This is a genomic window from Paraburkholderia sp. PAMB 6770 (assembly GCF_057748135.1).
This window is the reverse complement of sequence record NZ_CM173239.1, coordinates 1539808-1560766: the sequence shown is the minus strand read 5'-3', so window position 1 is coordinate 1560766 and position 20959 is coordinate 1539808. Positions and strand designations below refer to the sequence as shown.

The following is a 20959-nucleotide window of genomic DNA, read 5'->3' as shown; positions in this document are numbered from 1 at the left end:
CGCGAGGCGCTCACGCGGCCGCGATGCGCTGCGCGATCGCCGCGCCGACCGCTTCCGTGCCGGCCTTGCCGCCGAGGTCGCCGGTGCGCGGGCCATCCTTGAGCACCGACTCGATCGCGGCGACGATCGCGTCGTGTGCCGCGTGTCCGGCGCCGGTGCCGTTGCCGAGAAAGTCGAGCATCATCGCCGCCGACCAGATCATCGCGATCGGGTTCGCGATGCCCTTGCCCGCGATGTCCGGCGCCGAGCCGTGCACCGGTTCGAACAGCGACGGGAAGGTGCGCTCCGGGTTCAGGTTGCCCGACGGCGCGATACCGATCGTGCCGGTGCACGCGGGCCCGAGGTCGGACAGGATGTCGCCGAACAGGTTGGTCGCGACGACCACGTCGAAGCGGTCCGGGTTCAGCACGAAGCGCGCGCACAGGATGTCGATGTGCTGGCGGTCCCATGCGATCTCCGGATAGTGCGCGGCCATCTCGGCCGCGCGCGCGTCCCACCAGGGCATGCTGATCGCGATGCCGTTGCTCTTGGTCGCGACGGTGAGCTTCTTCGCGCGGCGCTGCGCGAGCTCGAACGCGAACTTCAGCACGCGCTCGCTGCCCTTGCGCGTGAAGATCGCCTGCTGCACGACGAATTCGCGCTCGGTGCCGTCGAACATCGTGCCGCCCACCGACGAATACTCGCCCTCGGTGTTCTCGCGCACGATCATGAAATCGATGTCGCCGGCCTTGCGGCCCGCGAGCGGCGACGGCACGCCGTCGAACAGGCGCGCGGGGCGCAGGTTGATGTACTGGTCGAACTCGCGGCGGAACTTCAGCAGCGACCCCCACAGGGAAATGTGGTCGGGCACCGTGGCGGGCCAGCCGACCGCGCCGAACAGGATCGCATCGCAGTCCTGGAGCTGCTCCTTCCAGTCGTCGGGCATCATCTGGCCGTGCTGCGCGTAGTAGTCGCACGAGGCCCATGCGATGTGGCGGTAGTCGAGGGCGATGCCGAAGCGGCGGCTTGCGGCGTCGAGCGCGCGCAGCGCCTCGGGCATCACTTCCTTGCCGATGCCGTCGCCGGGTATTACGGCAATGCGGTAGGTGCGGGTCATGGTCGGTCTCCTGGTCGGGACGATATCAACGGAATCAACGGAATGGGGGCGAAGCGGCCCGCGGCGGCCGGCGCGCGCACTGCGCGCGCACGGCCGGCGTTCACGGGTGATGCGGAGAAAACAGCGTTTCGAGCGGGTAGTGCGTCTTGATGAAAGACGTCTTGATGATCACGTAGCTGAAGTACTTCTCGATGCCGATGTTGCGTTCGAGCAGCCCCTCGATGATGCTCTGGTAGTGGCCCACGCTGCGCGCGACGAACTTCAGCAGATAGTCGTAGCCGCCGCTCGCGAGATGGCACTCGACCACTTCGTCGACCTCGCGGATCGCCTTCTCGAACTTGATGAAGTCCTCGCGCCGATGGTCCGCGAGCGTGACCTCGGTGAACACCACCTGCACGTCGCCGAGCTTTTCGAGCTGGATCTGCGCACCGTAGCCGACGATGTAGCCGGCTTTCTCCAGACGCTTCACGCGGATCAGGCACGGGCTCGGCGACAGCCCGACTGCGTCGGCCAGTTCGACATTCGTGATGCGCCCGCGCTTCTGCAGTTGCGACAGGATGCGCAGATCGATTCGGTCCAGCTTGCAGTCGGTGCTCATCGTGATGGGGGCGGCCCCGCATGTCGAAGGATCGAGCGATGGTATCACGCCGCGACACGGCCGCTCACCCCCCCGGAGGCCTGCGACGCGGCCTTCAGCGCGGCGTGCACGTCGGGTTGCGCGAGCACGTCGTCGAGGGTCTTTTCGAGGCGCTCGAACAGCAGGTCGAACTCGGCTTCGGTGAACGACAGCGCGGGCGCGAAGCCGAGCACGCCGTCGCCGAACGCGCGAAACACGATGCCGTTGCGCCAGGCCGCCGCGGCAATCCGCTCGGGCAGCTTCAGCGCCGGGTCGAAGCGCTGCCGGCTCGTCTTGTCGGCAACGAGTTCGAGCGCGCCGAGCAGGCCGCGCTGGCGCGCGTCGCCGACGAGCGGATGCGCGCGCAGCGCGTCGAGCCCGCGGGCGAAGCGCGGCGCGCGCGCGAGGCCGTTCGCGAGCAGTCCGCCTTCGTGATAGAGGCGCATCACTTCGAGGCCGATCGCCGCGCTTACCGGGTGCGCGGAATACGTGTGGCCGTGGCCGATCACCGCGTCGGGCGCCGCGTCGGCGATGCCGCGGTACAGCCCGTCCGACATCAGCACCGCGCCCATCGGCGCATAGCCGGCGGTGAGGCCCTTGGCGACCGTCATCAGGTCCGGCTCGACCTGCTCGGCCTCGCACGCGAACAGCGGGCCGGTGCGGCCGAAGCCCGTGATCACCTCGTCGGCGACGAACAGGATGTCGAGGCGCCGGCACGCTTCGCGCATCGCTTTCAGCCAGCCGGCGGGCGGCACGATCACGCCGCCCGAGCCCTGCACCGGCTCGCAGAAGAACGCGGCGACGTGCTGCGCGCCGAGCGCGGCCACCTTTGCTTCGAGCGCGGCGACCGACGCGGCGATCAGCGCGGCGTCGTCGGCGTGCCCGCTGCGGTACGGATACGGCGACGCGATGTGATGCTGGGTTGCGAGCGGCACGTCGAAGTGCTGGTGAAACACCGGCAGCGCGGTGAGCCCCGCGCCGAGCGACGACGAGCCGTGATAGCCGCGTTCGAGCGCGATGATGTGCTTCTTCGCCGGCCGCCCGGTCGCGTTGTAGTAGTACGTGATGAAGCGCAGCGCCGCGTCGACCGCATCGGAGCCGCCGAGCGTGAAGTAGACATGCTGCAGCGACGCGGGCGAGCGCTCGACGAGCTGCGCGGCGAGTTCGATCGCGGGCTCCGAGCCGAAGTGGAAGTAGCTGGTCGCGTACGGCAGGCGGCTCATCTGGCGCGTGGCGGCGTCGACGATGCTCGCGTGGCCGTAGCCGGTGTTCACGCACCAGAGGCCGGAGAACGCGTCGAGCAGTTCGTGGCCGTCGGCGTCGCGCAGGAACACGCCGTGCGCGGATTCGAGGATCGTCACGCCGCGCGCCTCGTGCGCGCGATAGCTGACGACGGGGTGGATCAGGTGCTGGCGGTCTGCTTCGATCAGCGATGCTTGGTTCATGGTACGGCTCCCGGTCTCGGAATGGGCTGCGAACCGTTTCATGCTACCGGCGCGGCGGGGGCGGGCGTTTCGCCAAATAAACCGGCAAAAAGCGCAATCGACGCGTTTTGACCGGGGTGTGCAGCATTTTCTGCTGCGCGCCGGGCGGGGCCGGCCCGCGCCGGTTCGATGCGGGATGCGGGCTGCGGCTGCGCGGGGCCGGTTCTGTCCGGCGCGGGATGCGGCCTCGGGCGCGCGGGTTCGGCCGCCGGTGCCGCGCGACGCCTCAGTAGCCGCGCGCGCGGTCGATCTCGCCGAGCATCGGCAGGCCGTCGCGATGCCGCGCGATGTTCGCGAGCACGACGTCGACGGCGGTGTCCGGCCGCGTCGCGCTCGCGATGTGCGGCGTCACGCGCACGCGCGGATGCGTCCAGAACGGATGCGGCGCGGGCAGCGGCTCGGGGTCCGTGACGTCGAGAATCGCGCTGTGCAGATGCCCGCGTTCGAGCGCGTCGAGCAGATCGTCCTGGTTCAGTTGCGGCCCGCGTCCGACGTGCACGAGCGACGCGCCGGCAGGCAGCTTCGCGAACAGGCGGCGCTCGAGCAGGCCGCGCGTCGCGTCGGTGAGCGGCAGCAGGCAGATCAGGATGTCGGTGCGCGCGAGAAACGCGTCGAGCGCGGCCGCGCCCGCATGACATTCGATGCCGGGCAGCGTGTGTGCGGAGCGGCTCCAGCCGGCGCACGGAAAGCCGAACAGCCGCAGCCGGTCGAGCACCGCGGCGCCGAGCATGCCGAGCCCCAGCACGCCGATGCGCCGCGACGCGGCCGCGCGCACCGGCAGCGCGTGCCAGACGCGCTCGCGCTGCTGCTGCGCGTAGTCGAACAGATCGCGGTGAATCGTCAGCACCGACTGCGTGACGTACTCGACCATGCCTTCGACGATGCCGGGCTCGATCATCCGCACGACCGCGATGTGCCCGGGCACGCCGGCGAGGTCGAACTGGTCGATGCCCGCGCCGACCGAGAAGATCACCTCCAGGTTCGGCAGCGTGCGCGCCGGATCGTCGGGCGGCTGCCACGCGGCCAGATAGCGCACGTCCGCCGGGTCGCCGACGTCGGGCCACAGCCGGAACGGGATATGCGGCGCCTTCTGCGCGAACAGCTGCGCCCACTGTCTGCCGCGTTCGGGATCGGCCTTGTAGAGGAGCGTCATGGCGGTCACCCGAGCGCCTGCGTGACGATGCCCGCCTGCTGCACGGCGGGATCGCGGACCGGCGCACCGTTGCGCGCCATCTTGACGACCGTGTCGACGCGCGCGAGACCGAGCGCGTCGAGCCAGTGGCCGAGACCGGCTTCGTCGGGCGTGTCGACGCGCGTGAACGCGCCCGCGTTCGCGGCGAGCCGGTCGGCGAGCAGCGCCTGGGCGCGCTGCGCGAAGCGGCCGTCGTCGGCGAGCGCGGCGACCGGACCGATCGCGTGGCCGCGGCCGAACGGGCGCAGCAGCGCGAAACCCGTCAGCGTGTCGCCGCGCACGAGCGCGACGCCTTGCGAGAGCGCGGCGAGCGGCGGCAGCAGCGCGGCGCGATCGAGGCCGCTCGCGCGCGAGGCGAGTTCGATCATGCGCGGCATGTCGGCGGGCGCGAGCGGCCGCACCCGTTCGCCGGCGGGCAGATCGACGTGCGGCACACGGAAGTCGGCGCCCTGATGCTGATGCAGCGTGCCGATTGCCGCGAAGCCGAGTTTCTCGTAGAGCGGCTGGCCGGCCGGCGTCGCGTGCAGCACGGTCATGCGGGGGCCGAGCGCCGCGAGCAGGCGCTCCATCAGCGCGCGGCCGATGCCCTTGCCCTGCTGGTCGGGCGCGACGATCACGAGGCCGAGCGTCGCGCCGTGCTCGCCGTACGGCCACGCGAGCGCGGTGCCGACGACGCGCTCGCCGTCCTGCGCGACCACGCCGAAGCCGGCGGCCGCCGCGAAGCGCCAGTCGTCGGCGCGATGCGGCCAGCGCAACTGTTGCGACAGCGCATGGGCGGCCGCGATGTCGGCCTCGCTGAAGGACCGGTAGACGAGTGGTGTCGAAGACGCGGGCAGGGCGGACACGGGAAGCTCCTCGGGCGACGGATGATGCACGAGTGTGACAGTGTGCGCGCGGGCGGGATAGGACGATTCTGCTGGGGGGGAAGGGCGCACCGGGGCCGCGCTGCGGCCGCGCCGGGCGCGGCCACAGCGCGCGCTGCAAGCCCGCGGGGACGGCACCCGGCCCGTTCGCGGCGGCGCGTTGGTAGCCGGCCCGTTCGCTGCGGCGCTTGGGCAGTCACGGGGGCCCGCGGAGCGCCCCGTGCTTCCGTCACGTTGCGCGCCCGTCTCGCCCCGCAACAAAATCCTCGATATTCGCGATCAGCTGATCCGCCAGCGCCTGCTGCGCCTCGTCGGACGCCCACGCGACATGCGGCGTGACGATCACGTTCGGGCGGTGCGCGGCGCGCATCAGCGGGCTGTCCGCGGCCGGGGGTTCCTGCGCGCAGACGTCGAAGCCCGCGCCGCTCACGAGTCCTTCGTCGAGCGCGCGCACGAGATCCGCCTCGTCCACGAGCCCGCCGCGCGCCGTGTTGACGATCAGCGGCCGGCGCGCCATCGCGCGGAACTCCGGCATCGCGAGCAGGCCGCGCGTCGCGGGCGTGAGCGGGCAGTGCAGCGTGATGACATCGCTCGTCGCGAGCATGTCGTCCCACGGCGTATAGAGCCGTCCGCGCGGCGGCTCGCCCTTGCGCGCGGCGAACAGCGGCACCATCCCGAACGCCTTCGCGAGTTCGGCGACGCGCTGGCCGAGCGCACCCTCGCCGACGATGCCCAGACGCGCGCCCGCAAGGTCGCGCAACGGATGATCGAAGAAGCAGAATTGCGCCGCCTGCTGCCAGCGCCCGGCGAGCACGTCCGCGCGGTACGCGGCGAGGTTGCGCCGCAGCGCGAGCATCAGTGCGAACGTGTGTTCGGGCACCGTGTTCACCGCGTAGCCGCGCACGTTGGAGACGGCAATGCCGAGGCGCCGGCAGGCGTCGCGGTCGACGCAGTCGGTGCCGGTCGCGGCGACCGCGACGAGCCGCAGCGCGGGCAGCGCGGCGAGCACGTCGGCCGTGAGCGGCACCTTGTTCGTGATTGCGATCGTCGCGTCCGCGAGCCGCGCCGCGACGTCATCGGCGGCGGTGCGCGCGTATTCGGCGTACGAATGCTCGAACGCGGGACGGCGCAGCGTGATCTGCGGCGCGATCGTCGCGCGGTCCAGAAAGACGACTTTGTGCATGAGGGAGCGAGGAAAAAGGGCAATGAGGGGATTCAGAGCAGCCGGCGTGCTTCGTCGGCGACGTGCGCGGCGGTGATGCCGAAGTGCGCGTACAGCGCCGGCGCGGGGCCCGACGCGCCGAAGCCGGTCATCCCGACAAACGCGCCGCGCTCGCCGAGGTAGCGGTCCCAGCCGAAGCGCGTCGCCGCCTCGATCGCGACGCGCGCCGTGTCCGGCCCGAGCACCGCGCGGCGGTACGCGTCGTCCTGGGCCTCGAACAGCTCCCAGCACGGCATCGAGACCACCGCGGCCGGAATGCCGCCGGCCTGCAGTTGCGCGCGCGCATCGAGGGCAATCGCGACTTCCGAGCCGGTGGCGAGCAGCGTCACGCGTCGCGTGCCGCCCTCGGCCTCGGCGAGCACATACGCGCCGCGGCTCGCGAGGTGCTCGGCCGTGTGCGCGCCGCGCACGCGCGGCAGCGCCTGGCGTGCGAACACGAGCGTGCACGGGCCGCTGCGATGGGCGAGCGCGAGCGCCCAGCATTCGGCGGCTTCGACCGCGTCCGCCGGGCGCATCACGAGCATGTTCGGCATCGCGCGCAGCGACGCGAGAATCTCGACGGGTTGATGCGTCGGCCCGTTCGTGCCGACGCCGATGGAGTCGTGGCTGAACACGAACTTCACCGGCAGCCCCATCAGCGCGGCCATGCGCATCGCCGGGCGTTCGTAGTCGGAAAACGCGAGGTAGGTCACCGCGAGCGGCAGCACGCCGCCATGCGCGGCTGCGCCGTTCGCGAGCGCGCCCATCACGTGTTCGCGGATGCCGCAGTGCACGTAGGCGCCGCTGCGGTCGTCGGCGGTGAACGCATGCAGGCTGCGCTTGTGGCCGGTCGGGGCTTCCAGGTCCGCGCAGCCGACGAGCCGCTCGGGCAGCAGCGGCGCCAGCCGTTCGCCGATCGCGCCGGAGATCGCGATGCCCGCCTGCGGCTCGTCGTGCTGCGCGGCGCTGCGGCGGTAGTCGTCGAGCACGTCGCGCCAGCCGTGCGGCAGCGCGCCGGCCTGCACGCGCTCGAACTCCGCGCGCTGCGCGGCCGGCAGCGCGGCGAGGCGCGCCTGCCACGCATCGTACGCGGCGCGGTTGCGCGCGCCGGCGGCGCGCCATCCGCCCAGCACGTCGCCGGGCACGTCGAACGGCGGGTACGGCCAGCCGAGTGCGTCGCGCGCGGCATCGGCGTCGGCCGCGTACAGCTTGCCGCTGTGACCGCCGCGCTGGCCCTGCAGGCGCGCGATCCCGCGCCCGATCACGGTGCGGCACGCGAGCAGCGACGGCCGCGGATCCTTGCGCGCGAGCGCGAGCGCGGCCGACACGGCTTCGAGGTCGTGTCCGTCGATCTCCTGCACGTGCCAGCCGGCGACGCGAAAGCGCGCGGCGACGTCCTCGCTGATCGACAGCGCGGTGCTGCCGTCGTCGGTGATGCGGTTGTCGTCCCAGCACAGGATCAGCTTGCCGAGACGCAGATGGCCCGCGAGCGAGATCATTTCCTGGCCGATGCCTTCCTGCAGGCAGCCGTCGCCGACGAACGCGTAGGTGTGGTGATCGACGAGTTCGCGGCCGAAGCGCGCGGCGAGATACGCCTCCGCGATCGCCATGCCGAGCGCGTTGCCGATCCCCTGGCCGAGCGGGCCGGTCGTCACTTCGATGCCGGCCGCCGGGTCGTACTCGGGATGCCCCGCGCAATGCGAGCCGAGCGTGCGGAACGAGCGGATCGCATCGAGCCCGATGCGCGCGTAGCCGCTCAGGTAGAGCACCGCGTACAGCAGCATCGAACCGTGTCCGTTCGACAGCACGAAGCGGTCGCGGTCGGGCCAGAGCGGATCGTCCGGATTGAACTTCAGATGGCGCGTGAAGAGCGCGGTGGCGATTTCCGCCATGCCGAGCGGAACGCCCTGGTGGCCCTCGCCGGCGCGCAGGATCGCATCGATGGACAGGAAGCGGATCGCATTCGCAAGCCGACCGGGATCGACCGCGCCGGCAAGGTCGTGAGAGCCGTGAAAATCGTGAGAGACGGTGGACGTCATGGCGAAACAGTCCTCCTGCACGGTCCGCGCGCGGACCGGGGCAGTCGCTGGAGAGGGTGGATGAAGCGCCCGCGCGCGCCGCGCGCGGGCGGACCTGGAGTCAGAGCGCCGGCAGGAAGCCGGTCGAGATCCACGGCACCGCAACGACGATCGCGAGCCCGGCCGCGAGCGCGCCGAGATACGGCCAGATGCAGCGCAGCCCCGCGTTCGGATCGACCCGCCCGATCGTGCAGGCCGCGTAGTAGCCGAGCCCGAACGGCGGCGTGAACAGACCGATGCCCATCGCGAGGATCACCGTGATCGCATAGTGCACCTCGTGGATGCCGGCATGGCGCGCCATCGGAAACAGCAGCGAGCCGAACAGCACCATCGCCGGAATCCCTTCGAGCACGCTGCCGAGCACGATGAACGCGATGACCGAGATGAACAGGAACCCGTATGCGCCGCCCGGCATGTGGCCCATGGCGTCGGCGAGCGCCTGCGAGAAGCTCGCCTGGGTGAGCGCCCAGGCCATCGCGGTCGCCGCGCCGATGATCAGCAGGATCGCGCCGGACAGCGATGCGGTTTCGACGAGCATCGGGTACAGGCGCTTCCAGTCGAAGCGCCGGTAGACGAACAGGCCCACCAGCACCGTGTACGCAATGCCGATCGTCGAGACCTCGGTGGCGGTCGCGACGCCGTCCGCGACCGCGAAGCGGATCAGCACCGGCAGCACCAGCGCCGGCAGCGCGACGAAGCCGGTCTTCGCGATGGTCTTCGCGCTCGCGCGCGGCGCGCGGCCCGCGAGCGCGCCGGTGCGCCGGCGCGCGATCACGCCGAGCGCGACCGCGAGCACGAGACCCGGCAGCAGGCCGCCCGTGAACAGCGCGGCGATCGACACGCCGGTCACCGAGCCGATGATGATCAGCACGAGCGACGGCGGAATCGTCTCGGCCATCGCGCCGCACGCGGCGAGCAGCGACACGAGTTCGCCCTCGGGGACGCCGCGCCGCTTCATCTCCGGGAACAGCACCGGCGCGACCGCCGCCATGTCCGCGGTTTTCGCGCCGGAGATGCCGGAGACGAGCACCATCGCGCCGATCAGCACATACGACAGGCCGCCTTTCACGTGGCCGAGCAGCGCGGCGAGAAACCCGACCATCGCCTCGGCCATCCGCGTCATCTCGATCAGTTGCCCGAGCAGGATGAACAGCGGCACGGCGAGCAGCACGAGCGAGCTCATCCCCTCGTTCATCTGCCCGGTGATCACCGCGAGCGGCGTCGTGGTGGTCGTGAGCAGGCAGGCAACCGTCGACAGTCCGAAGCAGAACGCGATCGGCAGGCCGGCGAGCACGCCGCCCGCCAGCAGGACGCCGAAGAAGATCACGAGGTTCCAGTTGCCCATGTTCCACAGCGCGTCGCGTGCGACGTACAGCGCGAGCGCGAGCGCGGCGAGCACGCCGAGCGCGGGCAGCAGGTCGCGCAGCCGGTGACGCGCGAGACGCACCACGCAGATCGCCAGCATCAGCACGCAGCCGGCCGGCACCGCGGCGGCGCGCACCGTGTCGGGCATGCCGAGCACCGGCGTCTGCACGATCCACTGGTTCTGCGCGTAATCGATCGACGGCCCGAGCATGATCGCGAGAAACAGGCACGGCGCGCCGACCGCGAGCACGTCCGCGAACGAGCGCCAGGCGCCGGACAGGCGCGTGGCGATCACCGTCATGCGCATGTGATGGCCGCGCCGCAGCGCGACCGCCGAGCCGAACATCGCGAGCCACAGGAACAGGATCGACGCGAGCTCGTCGCTCCACACGAGCGGGTGCGAGAACACGAAGCGCGCGATCACGCCGACCAGCAGGATCGCCACTTCCGCGAGCACCGCGAGCGCGGCCGGCAGCTCGATCGCCCAGCCGAGCGCGGTGTCGCAGCGCACCTGCCACAGCGGCGGCGGCGGCCGGTGCGGCTCGGCCGACAGCACGCCGTTCATGCCAGTGCCCCGGTGGTCTGCTGCAGCAGCGCCCAGCCTTCGTTGCCGAAGCTCGTGCGCCAGTGACGATAGAAGTCGGTCTTGCGCAGCGCGTCGCGGAACGCGCCCTTGTCGACTTCCAGCACCTGCAGCCCCTTGCCGGCGAGGGTCTGGCGCAGCGACGCGTTGAGCGCCGCGATGTCGGCGCGCTCCTCGAGCGCGGCGCGGTCGAACTCGCGCGTGACGATCGCCTGCACGTCGCCCGGCAGGCGCTGGAACGCGGCCGGATTGCCGAGAATCCAGTAGGTGTCCCAGACGTGGCTCGTGAGGCTCACGTATTTCTGCACCTCATAGAGCTTCGCGGTTGCGATGATCGGCAGCGGATTTTCCTCGCCGTCGACGAGGTGCGTCTGCAGCGCCGAGTACAGCTCGTTGAAGTTGATCGGCGTCGGGCCCGCCTGCAGCGACTGGAACAGCGAGATCATCATTGGCGCGACCGGCACGCGGATCTTGAAGCCGTGCAGGTCGTCGGGCGTGCGGATCGGCTTCGTCGACGACGTGATCTGCCGGAAGCCGTTGTCCCACGGCTTCGAGACCGCGAGCATGCCGGCGTGCCCGATCTGCGTGCGGATGTACTGGCCGAGTTCGCCGTCCATGGCCTTCCAGACGTGATCGTAGTCGGGAAACGCGAAGCCGGTGTTCGGAATGCCCGCTGCCGGCACGAGCGTGGACATCACCGACGCGGCCATGTTGATGAACTCGACGCCGCCATTGCGGATCTGCGACAGCAGGTCGGTGTCGGAGCCGAGCTGGTTGCTCGGAAACACGCGGATTTCGAGCCGTCCGCTGGTCGCTTCGAGGATCCGCTGGGCCGCCTGCTTCGCGCGCACGTTCACCGGATGGGTCGGGTCCTGGCCGGTCGCGAGCTTGTACGAGAACTGCGGCGCGGCGAGCGCGCGGCGCGACACGCCCCACAACGGCGCGGCCGCGGCGAGCGTCGCGCCCGTTTTCAGGAACGTGCGGCGATCGATGCCGTGCTTCGGTTTCGAATCCGTGCTCATGATGTGCTCCTCCAATATGGAATGGGTCTTTTTCGTCGTTATAGGGTCGCTTTTTCGGGGTCGCTTTTTTCGTCGCGACGGGACGGGCCGCGCGCGCTCAGCCGTGGATCAGCATGCCGCCGTTCACGTCGATGACCGTGCCCGTCAGATACGACGACAGGTCCGAAGCAAGATACAGGAACGCACCCGCGACGTCGTCGACCACCCCGAGGCGGTTCAGCGGAATGCCGGCGAGAATCTCCGCGCGTTTTTCGTCGCTGATCTTGCCCGCGTTGATGTCGGTCTGGATCAGGCCCGGCGTCACGCAGTTCACGCGGATGCCGTCATGGCCGAGCTCGCGCGCCATCGCTTTCGCGAGGCCCAGCACGCCGGCCTTGGCGGCCGAGTAGTGCGGGCCGCCGAGAATGCCGCCGCCGCGCTGCGCGGACACCGACGACATGCACGCGATCGAGCCCGCCTGCTGTTTCTGCATCTGCGGCACGACGGCCTGCGACAGGTACAGCACGCCGCGCAGGTTCACGTCGAGAATCCGGTCCCAGCTGGCCGCATCGATGTCGAGCAGCTTCACCGGCTGCGTGATGCCGGCGTTGTTCACGAGCACGTCGATGCGCCCGAACGCGGCGACGACCTCGCCGATCGCCGCGCGGCACGCGTCGCGATCGGTCACGTCGCACGCGTAGCCGCGATGCTGCGGGCCGAGCCCGGCGGCCGCGGCTTCGGCGGCGTCGCGATCGAGGTCGAGGATCGCGACGCGCGCGCCGTGGCGCGCGAACATCCGCGCGGTCGCCATGCCGATGCCGCGCGGCGACGCGGCCCCGGAAATGACGGCTACCTTGCCGTCGAGAAGACGGGTTTCACTCATGAAGTTCTCCTTGGTCAATCTGTTCGAAGGGCGGCGGGGTGCGCCTGCCGCGGACCGGGCGCGCTCAGCGCAGCCAGGTCTTCAGCGTGCGCGCCATCGCGTCGGCGGAGATGCCGTAACGCTCGTGCAGCGTCGGCAGCGCGCCCGCGTCGAGGAACGCGTCGGGCAGGCCGATCTGGCGGAACGGCGGCGTCACGCCGTGGCTGAGCAGCACGGCTGCGACAGCTTCGCCGAGGCCGCCGGTCACCGAGTGATTCTCCGCGACGACGACGAGCCGGCCGCTCTTGCCCGCCTCGCGCAGGATCGTCGCGGTATCGAGCGGCTTGATCGTCGGCACGTGCAGCACGCCGACGTCGATCCGGTCGCGCGCGACGAGCTTCGCGACTTCGAGCGCGCGCATCGTCATGATGCCGGACGAGATCACGAGCACGTCGGCGCCGTCGCGCAGCAGCTTCGCGCGGCCGAGCTCGAAGCGATAGCCGTACTCGTCGAGCACCACCGGCACGTTGCCGCGCAGCAGCCGCGCGTAGACCGGGCCGCGGTGCGCGGCGATCGCGGGCACCATCTGCTCGATCTCGATCGCGTCGCACGGATCGATCACGGTCAGGTTCGGCATCGCGCGCATCAGCGCGAGGTCTTCGGCGGCCTGGTGGCTCGGTCCGTAGCCGGTCGTGAGGCCGGGCAGCGCGCAGGCGATCTTCACGTCGAGGTTGTCCTCGGCGATCGCCTGGTGAATGAAGTCGTACGCGCGGCGCGTCGCGAACACCGCATAGGTGGTCACGAACGGCAGGGCGCCTTCGTGCGCGAGGCCGGCTGCCGCGCCCATCAGCAACTGCTCGGCCATCCCCATCTGGTAGTAGCGCTCGGGGAACGCCTGGGCGAACACGTGCAGGTCGGTGTACTTGCCGAGGTCGGCGGTCATGCCGATCACGTCGCCGCGCGTGCGCGCGAGTTCGACGAGCGCATGGCCGAACGGCGCGGCGCGCGTCGCCTGGCCTTCGCCGGCGATCGACGCGATCATCGCCGAGGTCTTCAGGCGGGCTTTCGGCGCGACGGTATTCATGCGTGACTCCCTGCGTCCAGTGCGGCGAGCGCGAGCCGCCACTCGTGCGGCTCGACGCGGATGAAATGGTTTTTCTCGCGGGCTTCGAGGAACGGCACGCCGCAGCCCATCTTCGTGTCGCAGACGATGATCCGCGGGCGTGCCGCCGTGTGCGCGCGGGCCGCGTCGAACGCGCCGATCACCGCATCGAGGTCGTTGCCGTCGATGCGCTGGACGAACCAGCCGAACGCGTCGAGCTTGTCGGCGAGCGGCTCGAACGCCATCACCTGGCTGGACGGGCCGTCGGCCTGCTGGTTGTTGACGTCGACGATCGCGATCAGGTTGTCGAGCTTCCAGTGGCTCGCGGAGAGCATCGCCTCCCATACCGCACCTTCGTCGAGTTCGCCGTCCGAGAACAGCGTGTAGACGCACGCGTCCGAGCCGCTGCGCTTCAGGCCGAGCGCGCGGCCGACCGCGATCGCGAGCCCCTGGCCGAGCGAGCCGCCGGACATCTCCATGCCGGGCGTGTAGCTCGCCATGCCGGACATCGGCAGGCGGCTGTCGTCGCTGCCGTAGGTTTCGAGTTCCGCCTCGGGCAGGATGCCGGCCTCGATCAGCGCCGCGTACAGCGCGATCGCGTAGTGGCCGTTCGACAGCAGAAAGCGGTCGCGGCCGAGCCAGTCCGGGTCGTCGGCGCGGTAGCGCAGCGCGTGGCCGTAGGCGACGGCCAGCACGTCGGCGATGTCGAGCGCCTGGGCGATGTAGCCCTGGCCCTGCACCTCGCCCATCAGCAAGGCGTTGCGCCGGATGCGCCGGGCGCAGTCCGCAAGGCGGGCGCGCAACGCGGGGTCGCTGTTCTTCACGCGTGTCTCCTGTGTATGGCCGGGCTCGTGCGGCCGGTTTGTTCTGCGAAGGCGTGCGCCGCGCGCCGCCGGTTGCCGGCGGGCGGGGCGCTGCTGCGCGTCGCCTTTGCCGATGAAAGAAGCGTAATCGCTTGAGTTCGCGCGCTCAAACGAATTAATATGGGCCGATCGGTGAATTCAATGCAACTGTGCGCTGCCATGCAACATCGCGTCACGCTGAAGTCGATCCAGGCGTTCGAGGCTGCCGCGAGGCTGTCGTCGTTCGCGCTTGCGGCAGACGAACTGTTCGTCACGCCGTCGGCGGTGAGTCATCAGATCCGGCTGCTCGAAGAGCAGCTGAACGTGCGGCTGTTTCACCGGGTGCACCGCGCGGCGATCCTGACGGACTCGGGGCGCCAGTACGCGGAGGAGATTTCCGCGGCGTTCGCGCGCATCGAGAGCGCGACGCGCGAGATCGGCCGCGTCGCGAAGAGCGACATCCTGACGATCCACAGTACGCCGAGCTTCGCGACGCAATGGCTGATGCCGCGGCTCGCGCGCTTCAGCGCCGCGTACCCGGACATCGACGTGCGTCTGAACGCGTCGTCGGGCGCGGTCGACCTGGTCGGCGAGGCGGTGGACATCGACATCCGCTACGGCGCGCGCAAGCTGCAGCCGCCCGGCACGCTGGTGCTCGAACTGCCGCCGGAGACGGTCGTGCCGCTGTGCGCGCCGGCGCTCGCGCACGGCGAGCACCCGATCGCGAAGGTCGCGGACCTGCAGCACCATACGCTGATCCACAGCGAAGGCTGCCTTGTCGGCTGGCGCGACTGGATGCGCCTGCATCGCAAGGCGCCGCTCGACACGACGCGCGGGCCGCGCTTCGACCGCTCGTTCATGTCGATCAGCGCGGCCGTCGACGGGCTCGGCGTGTGCCTGGAGAGCCTGCTGCTCGCGCAACGCGAACTCGACGCGGGCCGGCTCGTCGCGCCGTTCGGGCTGCAGGGGTTGACGGTGAGCGGCTACACGCTGAACCTGCTGAAGTCGCGCGCGGAGTTGCCGAAGCTGCGCAGCTTCCACGACTGGCTGGTCGACGCGCTGGACAAGGGTTGAGAGGCTGAGGGGTTGAGGGGCTGAGGGTGGGGCGCGGCCACCGGCGCAGGAGGCGAGGCTGGGCCTGGCGCAGGGCGCGTGCCGCAGGGTTGCCGGTTTTAGCCGGGCGGTGTTGGGCGTTGGGCGCTTGCCTGATGCCTGATGCCTGACGCCGGATGCCTGATGCCGGATGCCTGATGCCCGATGCCCGATGCCCGATGCCCGACGCCCGGCGCGCAAGCCCGGCTCGGCGGCGGACCCGGCTGCCCGTGGGAGTCCGGTTAAAATAGCGCGCATCATCGTGCATCCCATTTCAGGCCACGCCCCTCCATGACTGCTGCGGACACCCCCACGCTGCGCGCCTTCGCGCTGATCGAGCACCTCGTGAACGCCGGCGAGGCGGTGTCGCTCGCGAAGCTCGCGCGCGACGTCGATCTGCCCAAGGCGTCGCTGCACCGGATGCTGGCGTCGCTCGAAGCCGGCGGGCTCGTCGTGCGCGAGCCGGGACAGCGCAACGCGTACGCGGTCGGGCCGCGGCTCGCGCGGCTCGGACTCGGCATCGTGCTGCAGTCCGGCACGCGGGCGCTGCGCCACGCGGTGCTCGCACGCCTCGTCGCCGATCTCGGTGAGACCTGCAACCTGACGATGCTGCACGAGGCCGAAGTCGTCTATCTCGACCGCGTCGAGTCCGCGTGGCCGCTGCGGCTCGAACTGAAGCCGGGCTCGCGCGTGCCCGCGCACTGCAGCGCAAGCGGCAAGATGCTGCTCGCGCTGCAGCCGCATGACGTGCGCCGCTCGCTCGTGCGCGCGATGCACCTCGAACGCTTCACGCCGAACACGATCACCGACCCGGAACTGCTCGAATCCGAGCTCGACCGCATCGCGCACAAGGGGCTCGCGATCGACAACGAGGAGTTCGTTGCCGGCATCGTCTGTATCGCCGCGCCGATCGTCGATGCCGACGGCGTCTGCATCGCGGCGGTCGCCGTGCATGCGCCGGTATCGCGCTCGCCGTTGTCGCGCACGCTCGGGTTCGCGCCGCGCCTGCAGCAGGCCGCGCTCGACCTCGCCGCGACGTTCCAGCGCGACGCGGCGCAACCGTCCGAGGCGGCTGCGGTCGCGTAGCGCGCGGTCGCGCGGCGGCCGCCCTCGCTACCCGTCGCGCTGCGTCGGCACGCGCACCCGCACCCGCACCTGCACCTGCGCGCGCATCCGCATCCGCATCCACATCCACATCCGCGCCGGCATCCGCATCCGCACCGGCGGCGCCCTCGTGCCGCCCCCCACCCCTGCGATTCCGGCACAATTCGTTTCAAAATCACGCGACCGGGACCGCGTACCGGCCCCGGGTAAAACCCTGAGCCCGCTGCGCGCGGCGGTACTCCGCCGCGGCTCGCCCGGTGCACTTTTCCGGGGTGTGCCGTGCCCCGCTTGCGTGCCGTTCCGGCACGGGCGTGCTACGCGCGCAAAGCCCGTGCGGACGTGCCGTCAGCCGCGCCGACGGCCGCCGCACGGCCGCCGCGCCGCCCCCCGCAGGACCCGCTGGAAGCGCCGCTTTCCCCGGCGCCACGGCGCTTTGGCGGCGCTGCGGCTGGATCCATCGGATCCCTGTGCCTGGCACTACCCGCCTGTTTATTGATTGCCGATGCTTGATTCAACGGTCCAGCAGGCCTATGCGATGCATCACGCAGACCGCCGTTGCCGCGACTGCTGACTATAGTTGAAGTGAGAGGCTGAGGCCGGCGGCGGCGCGGATGGCACGGATGGCACGACCCGCCCGTGCGGTGTCGGCCACGGCCTCGACGATCACAGGTCTGCGTCATTCACGCGCCGCGCGGGCAGACTGCGCGAGCGGTCGCCCCGGGCGGCGCGTCCACGGTATCTGGCACATGAGGAGAGGGCGGTGAGAGCGATATCCCAGCATGGCAAGGCTGTCAAGCAACCCGTCGCGCCGTCCGGCGCACCGGACACCCGGCGCCGCCGCGCGCCCCCCCCACTGGGCTCGTACGGGGTGACCGTCGTGGTTCTGGTGGTGGCGGTGGCGCTCTGGCAGGCGGTGTCGATGGCGGGTGTATTTCCGTCGTTCGCGCTGCCTTCGCCGGTCGCGGTCTGGCAGTCGTTCGTCGCGGTCCTGCGTCACGGCTACGGCGGGCAATCGCTCGCGAGCGACATCCTGATCAGCAGCTTCCGGATCGTGATCGGCTTCGTCGGCGCGATCGCGATCGGCGTGCCGGTCGGGCTGCTGATGTCGCGCAACAAGGTCGTGTTCGACATCATCGATCCGCTGCTGCAGTTCGTGCGGCCGGTGCCGCCGCTCGCGTACATCCCGCTGCTGGTCGTGTGGTTCGGGATCGGCGAGCTGCCCAAGGCGATCCTGATCCTCGTCGGCACGATCCCGGTGATCATCATCGGCACGATGTCCGGGGTCAAGAGCACGCCGCCGCTGCGCATCTCGGTGGCGCGCACGCTCGGCGCGACCAACGCGCAGATCTTCCGCAAGGTGGTGCTGCCGTCGGCGCTGCCGGAGATCTTCACGGCAATGCGGGTCGGCATCGGCGTCGCGTGGACCTGTCTGGTGGCCGCCGAGCTGATCGCCGCGAGCAGCGGGCTCGGGTGGCTCGTCCAGTTCGCCGGGCAGGCGCTGCAGGTCAGCATCGTGATCGTCGGGATCGTGATCATCGGGCTGATCGGCTACGCGATGGAGCTGGTGATTCGCAAGATCGAAGACGTGGTCGTGCCGTGGCGCGGCAACAGCTAACCGGATAACGAAGCAGACAGGCAGGCGAATCAGTACGCAAACAGGCAGGCAATTACCCGGCGAACCAGCCCAGCGCATCACCCCAGGAGACCTTAAATGAAAAAGACCCGTTGGACCCACGCTGCCGCAGCGCTCGTCATGGCCGCCGGCTCGCTGCTCCCGGCCGCGACCCACGCGGCCGACAAGATGCAGGTCATTGTCGGCTACGAAGACAACGGCGCCGATCCGTACATGGTGTCGATGGCGGAGCACCTGTTCGAGCATCACATGAATGCCGACGTGCAGTACAAGATGTTCAGCTCGGGCCCGGCCGCGATGAGCGCGCTCGCCTCGAACAGCCTCACGTTCATGTGCGGGCTCGGCGTGCCGCCGCTCGTCACGGCGATCGCCCAGGGCCTGCCGATGACGATCGTCTACAACCAGGAGCGCTATACGAACGCGGCGGGCATCGTCGTGAAGCCCGACAGCGGCATCCATGACGTGGCCGGCCTGCAGGGCAAGAAGATCGCGATCGTGGCCGGCTCCCAGGCGTCGTTCGAACTCGCGACCTTCCTCGACGAAGCGCACGTGCCGTATGACTCGGTCACGCAGATCAACATGGCGCCGCCGCAGATGCGCACCTCGTGGGTGACCGGCGCGATCGACGCGGCGATCGTCTGGGATCCGGTGTTCACCGCGCTGCGCACGGCCGGCGGCAAGGTAATCAAGACCGACGGCGATCTGCCGCGCACTGCGTCGAGCTACAACGTCTGCATTGCCAACGCCGACTGGGCGAAAGCGCACCCGGAGGTCGTGCAGGGCTTCGTCGCCGCGCTCGACGAGGGCTATCAGATGACGCAGAAGCAGCACGACAAGGCGCTTGCCGACATGGCCCGCGAAACCGGCGTGAGCGTGCCCGTGGCGACCAGCGAACTGGCCGGCTACGAGCTCTTCTCCGGCGCCGACCAGACCACGCCGAAGGTGATGGGCAGCGGCGCGGGCGTGACGCATTCGGCGACCTATCAGACGCTCGTGAACACGGCCAGGGTGCTCAACAAGATCGGACGCATCGAGACGGTGCCGGCGAGCTTCGAGAACAACGTTGCGCCGCAGTATTCCGAGCACCTCGCCCACTAAGTACCCCGTAGCCCGCCGCCCGGCAGGAGAAGCCTGTGAATATCGTCATCGATTCCCTGTACAAGACCTTCGGCGCGACCACCGCGCTCGAGAACATCAACCTGCAGTTCCAGGGCGGCGAGTTCGTCACGGTGCTCGGCTCCTCCGGGTGCGGCAAGACGACCCTGCTGCACCTGCTGGCGGGGCTCACCGTGCCGTCGCGCGGCAACATCTACATCGACGGCGAAGTGAAGAACCAGCCGGGCGCCGACCGGGTCGTCGTGTTCCAGCAGGCGGGGCTGTTCCCGTGGCTGTCCGTCGAGGACAACATCGAGTTCGGGCTGTCGCTGCACGACGTGCCGAAGGCGCAGCGCCGCGCGGCGTCCGCCGACATCCTGCGCGTGATCGGGCTGGAAGCGTTTGCGAAGCACAGGACCTACGAGCTCTCGGGCGGGATGCAGCAGCGCGTGGCGATCGCCCGGGCGCTCGTGATGAAGCCGAAGGTGCTGCTGATGGACGAGCCGTTCGGCGCACTCGACGCACAGACCCGCAGCTCGATGCAGACGTTCCTCACCGAGCTATGGGACCAGTTGCAGTGCACGATCGTGTTCATCACGCACGACATCGACGAGGCGATCCTGCTCGGCACACGACTGGTCGTGCTGTCGGCGCGGCCGGGCCGGGTCGCGCTCGACGTGCCGATCGAACTGACGCGGCCGCGCACGCCGGAGGTCGCGTTCGAGCCGCACTTCCTCGATCTGAAGAAGCAGGCGATGAGCATTCTCGCGCACTGAGCGCGCCGGTGAAAATGCCCCCCTCGCGGGGGCGGTCGCATGACGGCTGCGTCCGGGCCCGCGAGGAATGCGGTTCGTCCGGGGGAGGGCAGCCGTATCCCCTCGCCGCTGCCTTGGACTGGATGCGTCGCGCGCCGCCGCTGGCCGCCGTGCGCCGCGGCGCAACCCAAACCCGATAAGAATGCCGGCGACGACTCCGGCGACGCTCTATCGCTCATCGACGCTGCTGGCCAGCGGCCGTGGTCGAGGCCATAGCGACGGGTCAACTCATTTTCGTTCCGGTGCATGATGATTTGCGCGCGTGCGTGCAAGCCATCCGGGAAAACCGGGCCAGGCAGTCTCCAGCGGGAGCCGTACCCTCGCGCCCTGATGGGTTGCCGCCGCAACAACCTGAACAGGGGAAAATGCCCCGGGTGCCACGGGAGACCGGCCGTCCTCCATTAGGCGACGCCCAGCCGTTCGCCTATCCGGGTGCCACGTCCGATGGCGGTGCGATCGGGCTGGCAGGTAGCGAGGGGACGCCAGGCAATAACCCGGCGCAGAACAGGCCGTTCAGGTCAGGGGTGAAAGCGTGGGGTCTGAGCAAAGACGACGCGCAGGAATGACATCAGGACATCAGCAAGCAAGGACTGGGATTTCACGAGATCATGCAGCGAGCGATAGACATGTTTGGAGCCGGCGATGACCCATGAACGGGCCGCCATTGCGCAGCGTCTTTCCGTCCTTTGCGGCCTTGAGGTGAGCGGTATTGGTCATGCGATGGATATGCTGACCCTGCATTTCGGCCCGTTGAAGCGCTACCGGACGCGCAGAGGCACGCTTCTCGAAGGCGGAACGTGGGCGCTGCACGTTCAGTGCGACTGGTCGGTCGAGCAGGCCGGCCGCATCGTCGCAAGCCGGGCCGATCTCCGCGGGACCGACGAGGACGCCGAGCGCACCACGGAAAGCTAGCGCCGGCTGCTGGTCAGCCCCGT

At 70.0% G+C, this 20959-nt stretch carries 18 protein-coding genes; 6 read left to right on the top strand and 12 right to left on the bottom strand.

Annotated features, from left to right (window positions below; genetic code table 11):
* Window positions 1-10: 10 nt before the first annotated feature.
* The 12 genes from AC3AP7_RS24320 to AC3AP7_RS24265 all read right to left on the bottom strand — a co-directional run bounded on the left by AC3AP7_RS24320 (window position 11) and on the right by AC3AP7_RS24265 (window position 14192).
* On the bottom strand, window positions 11-1096 hold the full coding sequence (locus AC3AP7_RS24320) for a tartrate dehydrogenase (RefSeq protein WP_487362863.1): 1086 nt from the start codon (window positions 1094-1096) through the stop codon (window positions 11-13).
* Between the two features lie 100 nt (window positions 1097-1196).
* Window positions 1197-1694: an Lrp/AsnC family transcriptional regulator gene (locus AC3AP7_RS24315; RefSeq protein WP_487362862.1), complete on the bottom strand. Its 498-nt coding sequence runs from the start codon at window positions 1692-1694 to the stop codon at window positions 1197-1199.
* 44 nt (window positions 1695-1738) lie between these two features.
* Window positions 1739-3157 (bottom strand): aminotransferase class III-fold pyridoxal phosphate-dependent enzyme, encoded by a 1419-nt coding sequence (locus AC3AP7_RS24310; protein WP_487362861.1) that lies wholly within the window; start codon window positions 3155-3157, stop codon window positions 1739-1741.
* A gap of 265 nt (window positions 3158-3422) precedes the next feature.
* A complete protein-coding gene (locus AC3AP7_RS24305; RefSeq protein WP_487362860.1) occupies window positions 3423-4349 on the bottom strand; it encodes a 2-hydroxyacid dehydrogenase in 927 nt (308 codons plus the stop codon).
* Between the two features lie 5 nt (window positions 4350-4354).
* On the bottom strand, window positions 4355-5224 hold the full coding sequence (locus AC3AP7_RS24300; RefSeq protein ID WP_487365001.1) for a GNAT family N-acetyltransferase: 870 nt from the start codon (window positions 5222-5224) through the stop codon (window positions 4355-4357).
* A 256-nt stretch (window positions 5225-5480) separates the two neighbouring features.
* Entirely contained in the window at window positions 5481-6434 is a 954-nt protein-coding gene (locus AC3AP7_RS24295; RefSeq protein WP_487362859.1) for a D-2-hydroxyacid dehydrogenase, read from the bottom strand.
* A 32-nt stretch (window positions 6435-6466) separates the two neighbouring features.
* Window positions 6467-8491, bottom strand: coding sequence for a transketolase (gene tkt, locus AC3AP7_RS24290; RefSeq protein ID WP_487362858.1), 2025 nt, complete (start codon window positions 8489-8491; stop codon window positions 6467-6469).
* 100 nt (window positions 8492-8591) lie between these two features.
* Window positions 8592-10460, bottom strand: coding sequence for a TRAP transporter large permease (locus AC3AP7_RS24285; protein ID WP_487362857.1), 1869 nt, complete (start codon window positions 10458-10460; stop codon window positions 8592-8594).
* Window positions 10457-11500 carry a TRAP transporter substrate-binding protein gene (locus AC3AP7_RS24280; protein WP_487362856.1) on the bottom strand — a complete coding sequence of 348 codons (1044 nt, stop codon included), beginning with the start codon at window positions 11498-11500 and terminating at the stop codon, window positions 10457-10459. Before AC3AP7_RS24280 ends, AC3AP7_RS24285 begins: the two co-directional genes overlap by 4 nt.
* 97 nt (window positions 11501-11597) lie before the next feature.
* A complete protein-coding gene (locus AC3AP7_RS24275) occupies window positions 11598-12362 on the bottom strand; it encodes an SDR family NAD(P)-dependent oxidoreductase (RefSeq protein ID WP_487362855.1) in 765 nt (254 codons plus the stop codon).
* A 64-nt stretch (window positions 12363-12426) separates the two neighbouring features.
* Window positions 12427-13425, bottom strand: coding sequence for a transketolase family protein (locus tag AC3AP7_RS24270; RefSeq protein WP_487362854.1), 999 nt, complete (start codon window positions 13423-13425; stop codon window positions 12427-12429).
* On the bottom strand, window positions 13422-14192 hold the full coding sequence (locus AC3AP7_RS24265) for a transketolase (RefSeq protein WP_487365000.1): 771 nt from the start codon (window positions 14190-14192) through the stop codon (window positions 13422-13424). Before AC3AP7_RS24265 ends, AC3AP7_RS24270 begins: the two co-directional genes overlap by 4 nt.
* 273 nt (window positions 14193-14465) lie before the next feature.
* On the opposite strand from AC3AP7_RS24265, the gene gcvA reads away from it, so the two are divergent.
* The 6 genes from gcvA to AC3AP7_RS24235 all read left to right on the top strand — a co-directional run bounded on the left by gcvA (window position 14466) and on the right by AC3AP7_RS24235 (window position 20936).
* Window positions 14466-15359, top strand: coding sequence for a transcriptional regulator GcvA (gcvA, locus tag AC3AP7_RS24260; protein ID WP_487362853.1), 894 nt, complete (start codon window positions 14466-14468; stop codon window positions 15357-15359).
* A 309-nt stretch (window positions 15360-15668) separates the two neighbouring features.
* Window positions 15669-16463: an IclR family transcriptional regulator gene (locus tag AC3AP7_RS24255; RefSeq protein ID WP_487362852.1), complete on the top strand. Its 795-nt coding sequence runs from the start codon at window positions 15669-15671 to the stop codon at window positions 16461-16463.
* 778 nt (window positions 16464-17241) lie between these two features.
* The gene (locus AC3AP7_RS24250; RefSeq protein WP_487362851.1) at window positions 17242-18096 is read left to right on the top strand and encodes an ABC transporter permease; all 855 of its coding nucleotides are present in this window, start codon (window positions 17242-17244) and stop codon (window positions 18094-18096) included.
* Window positions 18097-18192: 96 nt separating this feature from the next.
* Window positions 18193-19212 (top strand): taurine ABC transporter substrate-binding protein, encoded by a 1020-nt coding sequence (locus AC3AP7_RS24245; RefSeq protein WP_487362850.1) that lies wholly within the window; start codon window positions 18193-18195, stop codon window positions 19210-19212.
* Window positions 19213-19247: 35 nt separating this feature from the next.
* Window positions 19248-19985 carry an ABC transporter ATP-binding protein gene (locus AC3AP7_RS24240; protein WP_487362849.1) on the top strand — a complete coding sequence of 246 codons (738 nt, stop codon included), beginning with the start codon at window positions 19248-19250 and terminating at the stop codon, window positions 19983-19985.
* 681 nt (window positions 19986-20666) lie between these two features.
* The gene (locus tag AC3AP7_RS24235; RefSeq protein WP_487362848.1) at window positions 20667-20936 is read left to right on the top strand and encodes a hypothetical protein; all 270 of its coding nucleotides are present in this window, start codon (window positions 20667-20669) and stop codon (window positions 20934-20936) included.
* Window positions 20937-20959: the final 23 nt, after the last annotated feature.